The organism is Cellulomonas sp. McL0617, from assembly GCF_049994875.1.
In the GTDB taxonomy this organism is placed as follows: Bacteria; Actinomycetota; Actinomycetes; order Actinomycetales; family Cellulomonadaceae; genus Cellulomonas.
In genome coordinates, this window is the sequence record NZ_CP188256.1 from 150058 (window position 1) to 165662 (window position 15605).

A 15605-nucleotide genomic window follows, 5' to 3' on the forward strand; every position below is an offset into this window, starting at 1 on the left:
GGTGGGCCGCCCGCCCACGGCATGATGAGCACCATGGACGACGCGACGCCCCTGGTGCAGGTCACCGGGGCCACGGTGCGCTTCCAGTCCGACACGGCGCTCGACGGCGTCGACTTCCGCATGTTCGCGGGCGAGGTGCACTCGCTCATGGGGGAGAACGGTGCCGGCAAGTCGACGCTCATCCGAGCGCTGACGGGAGCGCTGCCCCTGGACGCCGGGGTCATCAGCGTCGGCGGCCAGACCGTGCAGTTCACGACGCCGCACGACGCTCAGCTGGCCGGCATCAGCACGGTCTACCAGGAGATCGACCTCCTCCCGAACCTCACGGTGGCCGAGAACATCGCCCTGGGCCGGGAGCCGCGCGGCCGGCTGGGTGCGATCGACTGGCGAGCCATGCGCCGCCTCGCGCGCGAGGCGCTCGCCGACCTCGGCCTGGACGTCGACCCGGCGTCGCTGCTGGGGACGCATCCCCTCGCCGTCCAGCAGCTCGTCGCGATCGCGCGTGCCATCTCGACCGACGTCAAGGTGCTCGTGCTCGACGAGCCGACCTCGAGCCTCGACCTCGACGAGGTCGCCGAGCTGTTCCGGGTGATCCGCGACCTCAAGCGGCGGGGCGTCGCGATCCTCTTCGTCTCGCACTTCCTCGACCAGGTGTACGAGATCTGCGACCGCATCACCGTGCTGCGCAACGGGCGGCTGGTCGGCGAGTACCTCACCAGGGAGCTGCTGCGCATCGACCTCGTCGAGAAGATGCTGGGCCGTTCCGCAGGTCCGCTCGCCGCGCGGTCGCGAGCCGACACGTTCGACGACCCGGACGCACCGGTCGCGCTGAGCGCGCGCGGCGTCACCGCGCTGCCCGGCATCGCCGACGCCGACCTCGACCTCGTCGAGGGCGAGGTGCTCGGCATCGCGGGGCTGCTCGGCTCGGGGCGCACCGAGCTCGCCCGCGCGCTCACGGGCGTCGACCGGCTCGACGCGGGCATCATCCGCATCGCCGGCCGCCCGATGCACCTGTCGAGCCCGCGCCGCGCCCTCTCGGTCGGGGTCGTGTACTCCTCGGAGAACCGCCGCACCGAGGGGCTCATCGGCGAGCTCAGCGTCCTCGAGAACATCACGCTCGCCCTGCAGGCTCAGCGCGGCGTCGTGCGTCGCATCCGGTCCGCGCGCCAACGCGAGCTCGCGGCGAGCTGGGTCGAGGCGCTCGACATCCGGCCGGCGGACATCGACCGGCCCGTGGGCACGCTGTCCGGCGGCAACCAGCAGAAGGTGCTCCTCGCGCGCTTGCTCGCGCTGTCGCCGCGTGTCCTCGTGCTCGACGAGCCGACGCGCGGCATCGACGTGGGGGCGAAGGTCGAGATCCAGAACCTCGTCGGCGAGCTGGCCGACAACGGGCTGTCCGTCGTGTTCATCTCGGCCGAGCTGGAAGAGGTCCTCCGGGTGGGCACGCGCGTCGCGATCCTGCATGCCGGCCGCATCGTCGACATCCTCCCGGCGGACGGACTGACGCCGGACGCGCTGATGGCGATGGTGGCCGGCCCCGACGACGCCGAGGGTGAGTCGTGAGCGACGACAAGACCTCCCGCACCGCGAACATCCTCGATGTCGCGCGGCTCGCCGGTGTGTCGCACCAGACCGTCTCGCGCGTCCTGAACGACCTGCCGAACGTACGGCCCGTGACCCGCGCCCGCGTCGAGCAGGCGATCGCGCAGCTGCGGTACAGCCCCTCGCCGGCCGCACGGGCGCTGGTGACCCGCCGGACGCGCACGATCGGGCTGGTGACTCCCGGTGCGTCCGACTTCGGCCCGACCTCGACCGCCATGCACTTCAACGTGGCCGCGCGTGCCGCGCGCTACAGCGTGGAGACCGTGAGCTCGCTGGACGCCGACGCCGCGGGCGTGCGGTCGATCGTCGAGGGGCTCCTGCGCCAGCGCGTCGACGCGATCGTGCTCGTCGTCGTCGACGCCGACGTGCTCGAGGCCGTCCGCGGTCTCGACCTCAGCATCCCGGTCGTCGCCGCCGCGTCCGTCGCCCGGCGGAGCCCGTTGATCGTCTCCATCGACCAGTACCGCGGGGCACGTGCCGCCGTGCGCCACCTGGCGGAGCTCGGCCACGAGCGCATCCTGCACCTGGCCGGCCCACAGCGCGCCCCCGATGCGATCGAGCGCGTGCGGGGCTGGCGCGACGAGCTCGCCGCGCGCCGCCTCGAGGTCGTCGAGCCCCTGCACGGCGACTGGTCGGCGGCCAGCGGCTACCGCCTCGGGGCCGACCTGGACGTCGCACCCGACTCGGCCGTGTTCGTCGGGAACGACCACATGGCGATCGGCCTCATGTCCGCGCTCCGGGAGCGGGGCCTGCGCGTCCCCGAGGAGGTCAGCGTCGTCGGGTTCGACGACGTGCCCGAGGCCGGGTATCTCTACCCGGCCCTCACGACGGTCCGGCAGGACTTCGCCGCGCTCGGTGAGCTGATCATGCAGAAGGTGCTGGTCGCCGTGGAGGAGCCCGAGAGCGCCACGGCGGACACGCCGCTGCCGACGCACCTGATCGTGCGGCAGTCGACCCGCCCGGTCACGCGCTGAGGCGACGGACGGGCGCGGCGACGGGGTGGCGGCGGGCTGGCCGCCACCCCGTGAGAGCGGTACGCGCTAGCTCGCCGCGTCGGTGGCCGCGGGCGCGGTGGCCCCGAAGCCCTTCGTCGCCAGCCAGTCCAGCACGACCTCGGCGACCTCGGACCACCCGGCGTCGATGGTCAGCGAGTGACCCTTGCCCTCGAACTCGTGGTACTCGGTCGAGGAGGCCTCGTTGTCGGAGTAGAGCGCGAAGACCTCGCGGGTGACCTTGGCGGGGACGGTGTGGTCGACGGAGCCCGAGGTGAGCAGCAGGGGGCCGCGCACAGCCGTGTGGGTGTCCACCTGAGCCGGGGAGTGCCGCGAGAAGTTGGCGGCGGCGTCCTCGAACAGGGGGCGCCCCGGGCCGGGGATCGTGACGGCCTCCCACAGCGCGTCCGACTCCTCCTGGCTCAGTGCGTTGCCGAAGCTGTACTTGAACTCCTTGGCGGTCAGGGCGACGGTGCGCTTCTTGTTGCCCGGGTTGCCCAGGACCGGCAGGCCGGACTTGAGCTGCGAGAACGGCAGGGCCTTGACGCCCCGGATGGGCGCGGGGTCGATGGCGACGGCCGCGACGGCGAGGTCGTGGGCGAGCAGCTCCTGGGCGATCAGGCCGCCGAACGAGTGGCCGATGACGATCGGCTTGATCCCCTCGGACGCGAACAGCTCGGCGTAGTGCTCGCAGATCGCCGTGATGCCGACGTCGTTCTGGGGGTCCGGGTCGGCGCGGGTCTCCGCGACCGTGGCGGCCTCGCCCGGCCAGCCGGGTGCGGTCGCGGTGAAGCCTCGGGCGGCCAGCAGGTCGATCCAGGGCGCCCAGGCGGACGCGTGGATCCAGAGGCCGTGGATGAGGACGACGGGCGGGGTCTCGGACATGGCGTTCTCCTTGTGAGGGGTGAGGGCTATCGGCCGGCGGCGTCGAGGATGACCTGGACGACGGCGTCAGGGCGGCTGAGCATCACGACGTGCGACGCGTTCAGCTCGGTGGTGCGGGAGCCGGCGCGGGCGGCCATGGCCCGCTCGGCCTCCGGTGGGATGGCGTGGTCCTTGGTCGCGACGACGTACCAGGACGGGATGGTCTTCCAGGCGGGCACCCCGGACGGGGTGCCGAGAGCCGAGGCGAGCAGGGGTCGCTGACCCGCAGCCATCGTCTGAGCCTGCGCTGCCGGCAGGTCTGCCGCGAACACGTCCCGAAAGTACGCCGGGTCGATGTAGGCGTCCACGTCACCGGGTGCGGCGCCCGTCGTGGGGCGGACGACGATGTGCTGGCCGAGCAGCGCCGTGCCGCCGCCCAGGGCGTTCGCCGCACCGATGCTCTCGCCCTCGTCGAGTGCGTAGGCGGCGACGTAGACGAGGGAGCGGACATTCGGCAGCCCGGTGGCCGCGTTGGTGATGACCGCGCCGCCGTACGAGTGGCCGACGAGCACGATCGGGCCCGGGATCGTGGCCAGGAACGAACGCAGGTAGTCGGCGTCGGGGGCGATGCCGCGCAGCGGGTTGGCGGGGGCGTAGACGGTGTAGCCCTTGCGCTGCAGCCGCTGCGTCACCTCGGACCAGCTCGATGCGTCCGCGAACGCGCCGTGCACCAGGACGATCGTCGGCTTGGGCGCCTCGGGCCGGTGCGCGCTGGCGCTGCCCATCGTGAACGCGGCGGCGAGGACGAGCAGGAGCGAGGTCGCGACCGTGCGCACGACGACGCGTGCGGTGCGGGTGGTCCGTGCGGGCATGGCGATCTCCTGGGGAGGGTCAGAGGGTGGTGACGAGGCCGCCGTCGATGCGGATGTCGATGCCGGTGGCGTTCCAGGCGCGGGATCCGGCCAGCAGGACGACGAGGTCGGCGACCTCGTCGGGACGCGTGAACCGGCCGGTGGCGGAGTCGGCGGCCGCGCCGGCTGCGACCTCCGCCGACGAGTGGCCGGTGCGTGCGGCGATCGTCTCCGCGACGCCGCCGCCGCCGAGCCACAGGTCGGTGGCGACCGGCCCGGGGCTGATCGTGTTGACGCGGACGCCCAGGGGTCCGACCTCCCGAGACAGGGACTTGCTGAAGTTGGAGAGGGCGGCCTTGGCGGCGCTGTAGTCGATCACCGCCGGGTCGGCGAGGACCGCGTTCACGGAGCTGATCGTCACCACGGAGGACGGCGCGCTGGCCAGCAGGTGCGGCAGCGCGGCGCGGGTGGCCCGCACGGCCGGCATGAGGTTCGTGGCGAACGCCCACAGCCAGTCGTCGTCGGAGACCGCCGCGAAGCCGTCGAGCCGGGGCCGGACGCCGCCGATGTTGTTCACCAGCACGTCGAGCCGGCCGTGCGCGGCCACCGCGGCCTCGACGAGCAGCCCCGGTCCCTCCGGCGTCGCCAGGTCGCCGGTGACCACCTGGACGTCGAGCGACTCCAGGTCGGCATTCGACGACCGCACCCCCGCGACGACCTGTGCGCCCTCCGCGGCCAGCGCGCGGACGATCGCGAGACCGATCCCGCGGCTCGCACCGGTGACGACGACGACCTTGCCTGCCAGCTCCGTGTCCATGACCCCCACCGGACCACGGCGCCCGAGATGTCCGCACCCGGGAAAGACCCCAGTCAGCGCGCCAGCAGGCCCCGGAGCTCACGACGGGACCGCGTGCCGGTCTTGCGCAGGATCTTGGTCATGTGGAACTCGACGGTCGACGCCGTGACGAACAGGCTGGTCGCGATCTCGGCGTTGGTCAGCCCCTGAGCGGCGAGCGCCGCGATCCGGGACTCCTGCGGCGTCAGCGCCGCGTCGCCCGTCGGCTGGACCGCGGCCTTCGCGCGCGCGCCGGTGGCCAGCAGGGCCGAACGCGCGCGTTCGCCGAAGGCGTCGGCGCCCATCGCCGCGAACATGTCGTGTGCGCGGCCCAGCTGCACCCGGGCGTCGGTCCGGCGTCCGGCGCGCCGCAGCCACTCCCCGTACAGGAGATGCGTGCGAGCGATCTCGGTCGCGACGCGCGTCGACTGGAGGTGTCCCAGAGCGTCGGCGAACAGGCCGTCGGCCGCGTCGTCGGTGGCGAGCAGCGCCTGGGAGCGGGCGAGCACACCGAGCGCCCACGGCGTCGCGGCCGCCGTCGCCCGGTCGGTGAGCCGGTCCAGGGCGCGCCGGGCAGAGGTGTGGTCGCCCGCACGTGCGGCGGCCTCGACAAGGTCCGGCAGCGTCGGGCTCGAGATGCCGGGGGTGTCGTCGTCGTACAGCTCGTTGAGCAGGTCCCGGGCGGTGGCGTAGTCCTGCCGACCCAGCGCGAGGATCGCGAGGGCCTGACTGCCGAGGGAGGCCCAGACGCCGAGCTCCCGCTGGGAGCGCACGACGTCGGCACGGGCCTGCACCTCCTCCGCGCGACCCTGCCAGGCGTAGAGCAGGATCGTCGGCACGTCGTGGTGCACCCCGTACGCGGCGCTCACGTCCTGACCGTCCGCGTACATGACGGCCGCCTCGGCGAAGCGCCCTTGGCGGACCAGCCCACCGGCCTGGCCGGACAGGATGACGGCGAGCGCGACCAGCGCTCCTTCCCGACGCAAGGGCAGCTCCAGGCTGCCGAAGAGGGCCTCCCGAGCCGCCTCGTCCCACAGGTCGTCGCACGCCATCATCGCGAGCATGACGGCGCTGACGTTGTGGCGGCCGAGGTCGCCGACATCGGCGGCAAAGGCCTCGACGGCGTCGCGCAGCGGCCCGACCGCAGGCCCGTAACCCGACCCGACCCGGACGGCGAACGCATCGTGCAGGCCGTCCAGCGCCTCGTGCTGCGGTCGCCGGACGGCCGTCGACAGGGTCGCCGCGGCCACCGCCCGAAGCGTCGTGCCGCTCAGGTAGCGGCCGGCCATGATCGCCGACAGGAGCGCGTCGAACAGGCACCCCCGGACGAAGTCGGTGTCTCCGGGCGCCGCCCCCGCGACGGCGTGCATGAGGGTCGCGGCGGCGTGGGCCGGGTGCGCCCTCGCGATGTCGATCTCGGCCTCGATCCGGAGCCCCCGTGCGCGCTGCGGGCCGGTCGACGACGGCGTGCTCCGCTCCACGAGCATCGCCGCCGTGGCCAGGTCACCGCAGAGCACGTACGCCTCCGCCGCGTCGAGGGCACGGCGCAGGGCGAGCGACGGATCCGTCGTGAGCTCGGCGGAGCGCTCAAGGAACGACGCCTGCGCGGCGTACCCGCCCCGGGACCGGGCGCGGTCCGCGGAGCGCTCCAGCTCGGCCGCCACCGCGTCGTCCGGGGCGCCGGCCGCCTGGGCCAGGTGCCACGCCCGTCGGTCGGGATCGGTCGGGCCGGTCGCCTCCGCGAGCGCGGCGTGCGCCGCCCTGCGCTGCTGGGGTGCCGCGGAGCCGTAGATCGCCGAGCGGACGAGCGGATGACTGAATCGCACCTCGGCGCGGACCGAGCAGATGTCGGCGAGGTCGGCGGGGTCGGCGTCCTGCGCGGAGAGCCCGAGCGCGTGCGCCGCTCGCCAGACGGTCGAGGCATCGTCCGCCGATCCGCATGCCGCGACGAGCACGAACTCCTGCGTCGGGTCGGGCAACGCGGCGACAGCCCGCAGGAAGTACTCCTGGACCCCGGTGGCGATCGGCAGGAGGTCGGGCAGCGCCGCGCTCCCGGCGCGTTGCTGGGGGGTCAGCGAACGGGCCAGGGCGAGCACCGCCAACGGGTTGCCGTTGCAGTGCTCCACGATGCTGTCGACGACGGACGCGCGCAGGCGCTCCGGTACCCGGTCGGACAGCATCGCCGTCGCCGCCGCCGGCGTCAGTCCGTACAGGATCCTGCGGTCGACGCCGGCGAGCGCCGTCAAGGTCGCTGGGTCGTCACGGGTCGCGAGCACCAGTGCGACGCGTTCGCGCTCGAGCCGTCGCGCGACGAAGGCCAGCGCGTCGAGCGTCTCCCGGTCGATCCAGTGCAGGTCGTCGACGACGCAGACCACGGGTTGCGCCTGCGCGGCCGTCCCGAGAGCCGTCAGCGTCGCCAACCCGACGAGGAACTGGCTCGGCGCCGGTCCTGCGCGTTCGCCGAACGTCACCTGCAGGGCCGTCCGCTGCGGTTCCGGGAGGCGGCCGACCTCGTCCTCGAGCGGACGCAGGATCCGGTGCAGCCCGCCGTAGCTCATCTGCTGCTCGGGCTCCGAGCCCGCCACCCGCAGCACGCGCGCACCGTGCGCCCCGTCGACGACCTGCTGCAGCAGGCGGCTCTTGCCGATGCCCGCCTCCCCGACGACGACGATCGAGCGGCCCAGACCACCCGACGCGTCCGCGACCAGCCGGCGCAGGGCGAGCGACTCGGCGTCACGGCCGACGAGGTGCCCGCGTTCCCCGGCCATCGGTTTGCCCTCGCTCATGTTGCGGGCCGTGACCTGGGCATTCGCTCCAGAACGATCGTCCGACACCTGCCGTGAACGTACCCTGCCGACGAACAGGGGCCCAGCCTTTCCGGCGTCGTCTCTCGGGCTGGGACGGCTCGTTCAGCGCCAGCCCCACGACGAGTCGTCGTGCATGGGCGGGCAGGCCGTCAGCCCGGCGGGGAGCTTCTCGAAGTGCCACACCTCGTTGGCGTACGTCCGGCACAGGCCGAAGTCGACGCCGTGCTTCCCGAGCCACAGCGCCCCGGCCGTCGGCCCGACGTCGAGCGCCAGCCCCTGCACGTGCGCCGACGACTCCGGCGGCAGTACCCATCGATGGGCCTCCGCCGTCGAGCCGTACTTCGTGACGGCGTCGTCGACCAGCTTCTGCTGCTCGGCGACGGACCGCTTGCCGGACGTGACCCGCAGAGTGATCCCGTCCGCGGCCGCGGCGGCCCGGGCGGCCGCGAACCGGTCGGCGAGGTCCTGGTCGACGCCCTCCAGGCCGGTCGCCGGCAGCACCGCTGCCCGGGCTCCTGCGAGCGGTCGGGCGGCCGCGTCGGACGGGCGCGAGAGCGTGGATGCGACGACGGCGGCGGTGGCGGCGAGGGCGACCACGACCACGGCGAGGAGGTAGCGCCGGGGTCGGCGGAGACGGCGAGGGACGACGTAGAGCGTCATGCCCTCAGGTTCCGTCGCGCGCGACGCCCCGCACATCAACCCGGGGACTCGTCGGCCGTCCGCCCGTGGGGGCAGACGATCAGGCGGCGGGCAGTCCCACGAGTGCAGCGCTCTGCGTCCAGAGGGCGTCGACGAGCGCGTCGTCGAAGATGCGGGGGTTGGTCTGGCCCGGGGTGGCCAGCGCCGTCTGGGTGTAGAACCGACCGGGCAGCCAGGTGGTGCCGGCGGTGCCGTCGACGAAGAACGCGAGGTTGGCGCCGCCCTTCTCGGCCGGGATGAGGACCAGCCGGGACAGGGGCGTGCGGTAGACCAGCCGGACGAGGCTGGAGGAGCCCGCCGCGAAGTTGGTGCGCACGTTGCCGGGGTCGAACGCGACAGAGTTGATCCCCGTGGACGAGTACCGTGCCTGCAGCCCGCGCGTGAACAGGATGTTGGCCAGCTTGGCGTCGCCGTAGGCGCGGCCCGGACGGTACGACCGCTCGTTCTGCACGTCGGAGATGTCGAGCCGGCTCATCAGCCGCGCGCCCGAGCTGGACGTGTTCACCACGCTGCCCTCGCCGGCCTGCAACAGGTCGAGCAACAGGTGCGTGAGCAGGAACGGCGCCAGGTGGTTGACCTGCAGGGTCTTCTCGATCCCGTCGACCGTCAGCTCGCGGCGCCCGAGCACCCCGCCGGCGTTGTTGGCGAGCACGTCGACGTGGTCGGCGGTCTCGCGGATCCGGGCGGCGAGCTCGCGCACGCCGTCGAGCCGCGCGAAGTCCGCGACGTGGTGCTCGGCGCCGAGCGCCCCGGCGACGGCCGCGGTCTTGGCCGGGGAGCGTCCGACGAGGATGAGGCGGTGGCCGGTCAGCTGTCGCGCGGCGGCGGCGCCGATGCCGTCGGACGCGCCGGTGAGCACGATCGTCTTCTGCTGGGCCACCTCGACACCGTACGTGCGGCGGCGTCGAGGATCGGACACCTACGAGACGGGTTCCCAGAGCTCGATCCGGTTGCCCTCGGGATCGGTGACCCAGCCGAACCGGCCGACGCCCTCCATGGACTCCGGCTCCCCGACCACCGAGGCGCCACGCTCGCGCAGCTGCGCGAGCATGGCGTCGAGGTCGCGGACGCGGAAGTTGAGCATCACCTGCTGGTCGGGCGAGCCGAAGTAGCCGGTGTCGTACGCGAACGTCGCGAACACGGTCGGCCCGGCGTCGGGGAACCACAACCCGTTCTCGTCGGCGTCGAGGCCCAGGCACTCGCGGTACCAGGCCCCCAGCGCCACCGGGTCCGCCGATCGCAGGAAGTACCCACCGATCCCCACCACGCGTTCCATGAGCCGATCCTGCCAGGCGGCCGTCGCGGACTCGATCTCGATCGGGTAGCTCAGCCGGCGGGCGACCGACGTACCTGGTTGGCCTCCCGCATGAGCGCGAATCCGTCGGCGACCGGGCCGACGTGCCCGAGCTTGTCGGGGTTCAGCACGGACCGGATCGCCTGGATGCGCCCGCCGAGCACGTCGAGCGTGAGGGTGTTGACCACCCGGCCGTCGCGGTCGCGCAGGACCGCGCCCGGCTGACCGTTCACCTCGCGCAGCTCGACCGTGACGCCGACGTGCACGAACAGCGGACCGTTGGCGGCCAGCACGCGGGCCACGTTGTCGGCACCGTAGATCCCGGTTCCCCACTGCGGCGCCTTGCCGCCGCCGTCGCCGATCATCTGCACGTCGGCGGCGAGCAGCTCGCGCAGGCCGTCGACGTCGCCCTCACGCATCGCGTCGAAGAACCGCGCAGCCAGCTCCTCGCGCTCGCGCCGGTCGGCGTCGAACCGGGGCCGGCCGGCGTCCATGTGCCGACGGGCGCGGCCGGCGAGCTGTCGGCACGCGGGCTCGGACCGCCCGACGATCGACGCGATGGACGGGTAGTCGTACCCGAACACGTCGCGCAGCACGAACACGGCGCGCTCCAGCGGGGTGAGGCGTTCGAGCAGCAGGAGCGCCGCCGTCGACACCGAGTCGGCCAGCTCGGCGGCGCGCGCGGGGTCGTCGTACGGGTCCGAGACGAGCGGCTCGGGAAGCCAGGTCCCCACGTACTGCTCGCGCCGCACGCGTGCGGAGCGCAGCACGTCGATCGAGATCCGCGTGACCACCGCCGACAGGAACGCCTTCGTCGACACGGGCTCCGTGGCGGTCGACTCGAAGCGCAGCCACGCGTCCTGCACCGCGTCCTCCGCCTCGCTGACGCTGCCCAGGATGCGGTAGGCGATCGCGAACAGCAGCGGCCGCAGCTCCTCGAACTCGTCGGCCCGGCTCATCCGATGCCCTCCCTGAACCCCTGGCGCCACGACGGGTAGCGCGGCTCCCAGTCGAGCTCGCGCTTGGCCTTCGCGTTCGAGAACCCGCGGCCCTCGGTCATCATCGTCACCGCCACGTCGCCGGCCAGCATCCGGGCGACCCAGACCGGCACGCGCATCGGCGGCCTGGCCCCCGCGGACTGCGCCAGGTAGGGCAGCCACACGTCGGCGGGCGCGGGCTCGTCGTCGACGATGTTGAACACGCCGGTCACCTTCTGCTCGATGGCGAGCACGGTGGCGCTCGCGGCGTCGTCCACGTGGATCCACGACGTGTAGCCCTGGGCCTTCCCGACGAGCGGGAACTGGCGCTTGCGGACGAGCTCGACCTGGTCGTCGGTGGCGCCCGGTCCGTAGAGGCCGCCGTACCGCAGGACGGCGCCGCCCGCGCCGAGCACCGCCGTCTCGAGGTGCCCGATCGCGTCGAAGTTCGGCTGGGCGCTGCTGATCCCCGGGTCCAGCGGGTCCTCCTCGGTCTTGACCCAGCCGCCTTCGCGGATCCCGTTCCAGGCGGCGTAGCCCTGCGCCACCAGGTGCGCGCCGGTCGCGGACGCGGCGGCGACCAGGTGGTCGGTGCCCTCCGTGCGCAGCCGGTTGGTGACGGCGAACCAGCGGTCCATGTGCTTCATGTCCGGCTTTCCCCTGATCGCCGTCATCTCGTGCACGACCGCGTCGGGGCCGGCTGCGGCGACCGCCTCGCCGACCGAGGTGGCGTCCAGCCCGTCCATCACGACGGCCGCGGCGCCCAGACCCTCGATGAGGTCCACCCGGCCCGGCCTGCTCGTCGTCGCCACCACGTCGTGCCCTCGCGCCACCAGCTGCGGCACCAGCCGCCGGCCCACTACTCCCGTACCGCCCGCCACGAACACCCGCATGACCGTTCCTCCTGGGTCGTCCAGCGTCGTCGCGACCTTCGTCGCAACCTCCGTCGGAACCCGAGACGAGGCAGGGGTGGGCGTTGTGACATGCCGTCAGCGGTCAGATCAGCCAGACCGCCCTCCACGGGGCCAGCCACAGGGCGTCGTCGGCGCCGAGGTCGGTCTGCGTGCCGGTGAGGGCGTCGCGCGAGCCGTCCAGCCCGATCGCCCGCAGCCGTGCGCCCGGGAAGGGCCGCCAGTCGCCCGTGACGTTGTAGGCGGCCACCATCGGGCCGAGCGGGTGCCGGCGCACGATCGTGAGCACGCCGGGGTCGTCCGGCGCCAGCACCTCGCTGGCGACGGCCGCGTGGAGGTGCGGCAGCGTCGCCCGGACGCGGGCCAGGTGCCGCAGGCCGCCGTAGACCCGAGCCTCGATCGACGACGGATCGTCCAGCCGGGCGACCACGGCGGGGTCGAGGCGCGGCCGGTGCGCCCAGCGGTTGTCGTCGGCGTGCCCGTCCTCCTGGTCCCACACCGGGTCGTTCGGCAGACCGAGCTCGTCGCCGGACCACAGGACGGGGACGCCGCCCCAGCCGAGGACCACGGCGTGCGCGAGCAGCAGGCGGTCGATCGCGGCGTCGACCCCGTCGCCGGTGGCCCGGGCGGTCTCGAGGCCGACCAGGCTGGCGGCGGTGCCGCTGATCCGCCGGTCGCCCGTGGCCGCATTGTGCTGGAACACGAGCCCGCGGGCGTCGGAGCCGGGGAAGGACCCGGCGTACCAGTCCGAGAGGAAGTGCCGGTGCAGGTACCCGCCGAGCCCCGCGGCGGCCGCGTCCTCGTCGCCGATGGCCCAGCCGATGTCGTCGTGACACCGCACGTACGTGACCCAGGCGGTGCTGGACGGGATCGGCGGGAGCGCGCGCAGGGCGTGCGCCGCGAGCGTCGCGTCCTTCGAGGCGAGCATCGACCACACGTGCACCATGAGGCCGTTGTGGTACGCCAGGTCGCTGACCTTGCCGTGGTGCGCGCCCGTGCCCAGGTACTGCACCAGGTCGGCCGGCCCGACGATGGCCTCCGCCTTGAACACCACGGCGGGGCAGGCGATCCGCGCGACGGCCCGCATGGCCTGCGTGATCGCGTGCACCTCGGGCTGGTTCTGGCAGGAGGTGCCCATCCGCTTCCACAGGAACGCGATCGCGTCGAGCCGGAACACCTCGACGCCCTGGTTGGCCAGGAACAGGACGACGTCGACCAGCTCGGCCAGCACCGCCGGGTTGGACCAGTCGAGGTCCCACTGGTACGCGTGGAACGTGGTCCACACCCATCCCTGGATGTCGTCGTCCCACGTGAAGCTGCCCGGCGCGAAGTCCGGGAACACCTCCCAGAGGGTGCGCTCGTAGGCGTCCGGGACGCTCCGGTCCGGGAACAGGTGGAAGTACTCCCGGTACCGCTGCTCACCCGCCCGCGCCCGCTGCGCCCACTCGTGCTCGCGGGCGACGTGGTTGAGCACCAGGTCGAGCACGAGGCTGATGCCGACGCGCCGCAGGTCGGTGGCCAGTGCGCGGAGGTCGTCCATGGTGCCCAGGTCCGGGCGGACGGTCCGGTAGTCCGCGACTGCGTAGCCGCCGTCGTTGTCGCCGTCGCGGGGGCGCAGCAGGGGCATGAGGTGCAGGTAGGTGACGCCGAGGTCGCGCAGGTAGTCCACCGACTCGCGCACGCCCCGCAGGTCGCCGGCGAACCGCTCCGTGTACGCGGCGTAGCCGAGCATCCGCGGCTGCTGGAACCAGTCCGGCGCCAGCGTGCGCTCCTGGTCGAGCCGGTGCAGGTCGGGGTCCCGCACGGCGTAGGCGCGGGCGGCGGCCCCGACGAGGTCGACCAGCAGGACCCGGCCCGCCTCGCCGGGATAGATCGCCTCGACGCCGTCCCGCAGGTCGGGCCACCAGCGTTCGAGCCGCAGCCCGAACAGCTCACGGCGGGCGGCGTCGATGCTCGCCAGCCCCGCGTCTGCGGCCGCGCGGACCTCGGGGGGCAGCGTCGCGCTCATCCTGGAGACGCCTCCCGTCGTGACCCGTACGGCTCATTGCCACCCTGGCCCGGCAACCATCGCGCGTCCAGCCGGAACGGTGCCTAGGCTCGGAGCCTCGCCCGACTCATCTGGAGGTCCCGCGCATGAAGAGGATCGTGTTCATCGTCGGCGTCGCCGTCGGTTACCTGTTCGGCACGCAGTCCGGGCGTCGGCAGCTGGAGAAGCTGCGCGTCTTCGCCTCGGACGTCTGGGCGGACCCGCGCGTGCAGGGCTACGTGCAGGAGTACGAGGCGCAGGCCGCCGCGTTCGCCAAGCAGCAGGGTGCGGCACTCTGGGAGAAGGCGGTCGACACCGCGAAGAGCGCCACGTCGGGATCGACGACGAAGTACGACGAGCCCGTCGAGCCCCTGATGGACGCGGATGACGCCAACCCCGCCCACTGAGTCGGTCTGGGACTACCCCCGCCCGCCCCGGGTCGAACCGTCCGACGAGCTCGTCGTCGTGCGGCTCGGGGACGTGCTCGTCGCGTCCACGCGGGCAAGCGTGCGTGTGCTCGAGACCAGCCACCCACCCGCGTACTACCTGCCCCTCGACGCCTTCGCGCCCGGCGTCCTCCAGCGGGCCGGCGGGTCGTCGGTGTGCGAGTTCAAGGGCGCCGCGACGTACTTCTCCGTCCGCGCGGGCGGCCGCGTGCTGTCCCGCGTGGGCTGGGGCTACCCGTCGCCGCTGCCGGGGTACGAGGTGCTCGAGGACCGCGTCGCGCTCTATGCGACCGACCTGGCCTGCACCGTCGACGGCGAGCCGGTGCAGCCGCAGGCGGGTGGCTTCTACGGCGGGTGGATCACGTCTCGCGTGACGGGGCCGTTCAAGGGCGGCCCGGGCACGTTCGGCTGGTAGGTCTTGACGTGTGACCAAATGGTCACCTATTGTCGTCGCTATGGACGAGGACCGCGACGACCAGGTGTTCAAGGCACTGGCCGACGCAACCCGCCGGCACCTCCTGGACCAGCTCTTCACGCGTGACGGCCGCACGCTGACGGAGCTGCTCGAGGGCCTCGACATGACCCGGTTCGGTGTCATGAAGCACCTGTCGGTGCTGGAGGAGGCGGGCCTCGTCGTCACCCGGAGATCGGGGCGGGAGAAGCTGCACTTCCTCAACGCCGTCCCGATCCAGCTGATCCACGAACGGTGGATCGACAAGTACGACCTGCTGGGGGCGGAGCGCCTGCACGCCCTCACCGACCTCAAGACCGCACTGGAGTCGACCATGAGCACGAGCACGAGCACCGAGACGGCCACCGTTCTGGTGGTCAACCGGATCTGGATCAAGGCGGACGCCGCCAGCGTCTGGACGGCGATCACGTCGCCCGAGTGGAACGCCCGCTACGGCTACGGGTCGCCGTCCTACTACGACCTCGTGCCGGGCGGCGCGTTCCGCACGCTGCCGTCGCCGGAGATGGGCATGCCCGCCGACCAGCCGATCATCGACGGCGAGGTGATCGAGGTGGTCGAGAACGCGCGCCTCGTGCTCACCTGGCGCACCCTCTGGGACGAGGAGGCACGCGCCGAGGGCTTCCAGCGGCTGACCTACGAGCTCGAGCCCCGCGGCGAGGGCGTCACGCAGCTGACCCTGACGCACGACGTCACCAACGCGCCTCGCAGCGCGGCACTGCTCTCGGGCGACCTGCCGCAGTTCGGCGGCGGCTGGCCGCAGGTCCTCTCCGACCTCAAGACCCTGCTGGAGACGGGCGCGCCGCTGCAAGGCTGACGCGCGCCCGCAACG

Annotated in this window: 15 protein-coding genes; 5 read left to right on the forward strand and 10 right to left on the reverse strand. The window is 73.1% G+C overall.

The window, feature by feature from the left end; all coding sequences use genetic code 11:
- The first annotated feature begins 33 nt into the window (after positions 1-33).
- Positions 34-1563: a sugar ABC transporter ATP-binding protein gene (locus ACPPVS_RS00750; RefSeq protein ID WP_426594015.1), complete on the forward strand. Its 1530-nt coding sequence runs from the start codon at positions 34-36 to the stop codon at positions 1561-1563.
- On the forward strand, positions 1560-2576 hold the full coding sequence (locus ACPPVS_RS00755; protein ID WP_426594016.1) for a LacI family DNA-binding transcriptional regulator: 1017 nt from the start codon (positions 1560-1562) through the stop codon (positions 2574-2576). Before ACPPVS_RS00750 ends, ACPPVS_RS00755 begins: the two co-directional genes overlap by 4 nt.
- A 66-nt stretch (positions 2577-2642) precedes the next feature.
- Here the strand turns inward: ACPPVS_RS00755 and ACPPVS_RS00760 are convergent, their stop codons facing one another.
- From ACPPVS_RS00760 to ACPPVS_RS00805, 10 genes are all read right to left on the reverse strand, one after another.
- Entirely contained in the window at positions 2643-3479 is an 837-nt protein-coding gene (locus tag ACPPVS_RS00760; RefSeq protein WP_426594017.1) for an alpha/beta fold hydrolase, read from the reverse strand.
- 26 nt (positions 3480-3505) lie between these two features.
- Positions 3506-4330, reverse strand: coding sequence for an alpha/beta fold hydrolase (locus ACPPVS_RS00765; protein WP_426594018.1), 825 nt, complete (start codon positions 4328-4330; stop codon positions 3506-3508).
- 19 nt (positions 4331-4349) lie between these two features.
- A complete protein-coding gene (locus ACPPVS_RS00770; RefSeq protein ID WP_426594019.1) occupies positions 4350-5126 on the reverse strand; it encodes an SDR family NAD(P)-dependent oxidoreductase in 777 nt (258 codons plus the stop codon).
- Between the two features lie 53 nt (positions 5127-5179).
- Positions 5180-7930: a helix-turn-helix transcriptional regulator gene (locus ACPPVS_RS00775; RefSeq protein WP_426594020.1), complete on the reverse strand. Its 2751-nt coding sequence runs from the start codon at positions 7928-7930 to the stop codon at positions 5180-5182.
- Positions 7931-8053: 123 nt separating this feature from the next.
- Positions 8054-8611, reverse strand: a complete 558-nt coding sequence (locus tag ACPPVS_RS00780; protein WP_426594021.1) for a M15 family metallopeptidase — start codon at positions 8609-8611, stop codon at positions 8054-8056.
- 79 nt (positions 8612-8690) lie between these two features.
- A complete protein-coding gene (locus ACPPVS_RS00785) occupies positions 8691-9530 on the reverse strand; it encodes an SDR family NAD(P)-dependent oxidoreductase (protein WP_426594022.1) in 840 nt (279 codons plus the stop codon).
- A gap of 39 nt (positions 9531-9569) precedes the next feature.
- On the reverse strand, positions 9570-9926 hold the full coding sequence (locus ACPPVS_RS00790) for a VOC family protein (RefSeq protein WP_426594023.1): 357 nt from the start codon (positions 9924-9926) through the stop codon (positions 9570-9572).
- A 50-nt stretch (positions 9927-9976) separates the two neighbouring features.
- Positions 9977-10903 (reverse strand): RNA polymerase sigma-70 factor, encoded by a 927-nt coding sequence (locus ACPPVS_RS00795; protein WP_426594024.1) that lies wholly within the window; start codon positions 10901-10903, stop codon positions 9977-9979.
- Positions 10900-11814 (reverse strand): NAD-dependent epimerase/dehydratase family protein, encoded by a 915-nt coding sequence (locus ACPPVS_RS00800; protein WP_426594026.1) that lies wholly within the window; start codon positions 11812-11814, stop codon positions 10900-10902. Before ACPPVS_RS00800 ends, ACPPVS_RS00795 begins: the two co-directional genes overlap by 4 nt.
- 103 nt (positions 11815-11917) lie before the next feature.
- Positions 11918-13840, reverse strand: a complete 1923-nt coding sequence (locus ACPPVS_RS00805; protein WP_426594027.1) for an alpha-amylase family protein — start codon at positions 13838-13840, stop codon at positions 11918-11920.
- Between the two features lie 125 nt (positions 13841-13965).
- Here ACPPVS_RS00805 and ACPPVS_RS00810 point away from each other — a divergent pair, with 125 nt between their 5' ends.
- Genes ACPPVS_RS00810 through ACPPVS_RS00820 form a run of 3 tightly spaced genes read left to right on the forward strand, consistent with a single transcriptional unit; the run spans position 13966 to position 15590 of the window.
- Complete coding sequence (locus ACPPVS_RS00810; protein ID WP_426594028.1) at positions 13966-14265, forward strand: YtxH domain-containing protein; 300 nt, start codon at positions 13966-13968, stop codon at positions 14263-14265.
- Positions 14243-14719, forward strand: a complete 477-nt coding sequence (locus ACPPVS_RS00815) for a DUF427 domain-containing protein (RefSeq protein WP_426594029.1) — start codon at positions 14243-14245, stop codon at positions 14717-14719. Before ACPPVS_RS00810 ends, ACPPVS_RS00815 begins: the two co-directional genes overlap by 23 nt.
- Before the next feature lie 40 nt (positions 14720-14759).
- Entirely contained in the window at positions 14760-15590 is an 831-nt protein-coding gene (locus ACPPVS_RS00820) for an ArsR/SmtB family transcription factor (protein WP_426594030.1), read from the forward strand.
- The last annotated feature ends 15 nt before the right edge of the window (positions 15591-15605 follow it).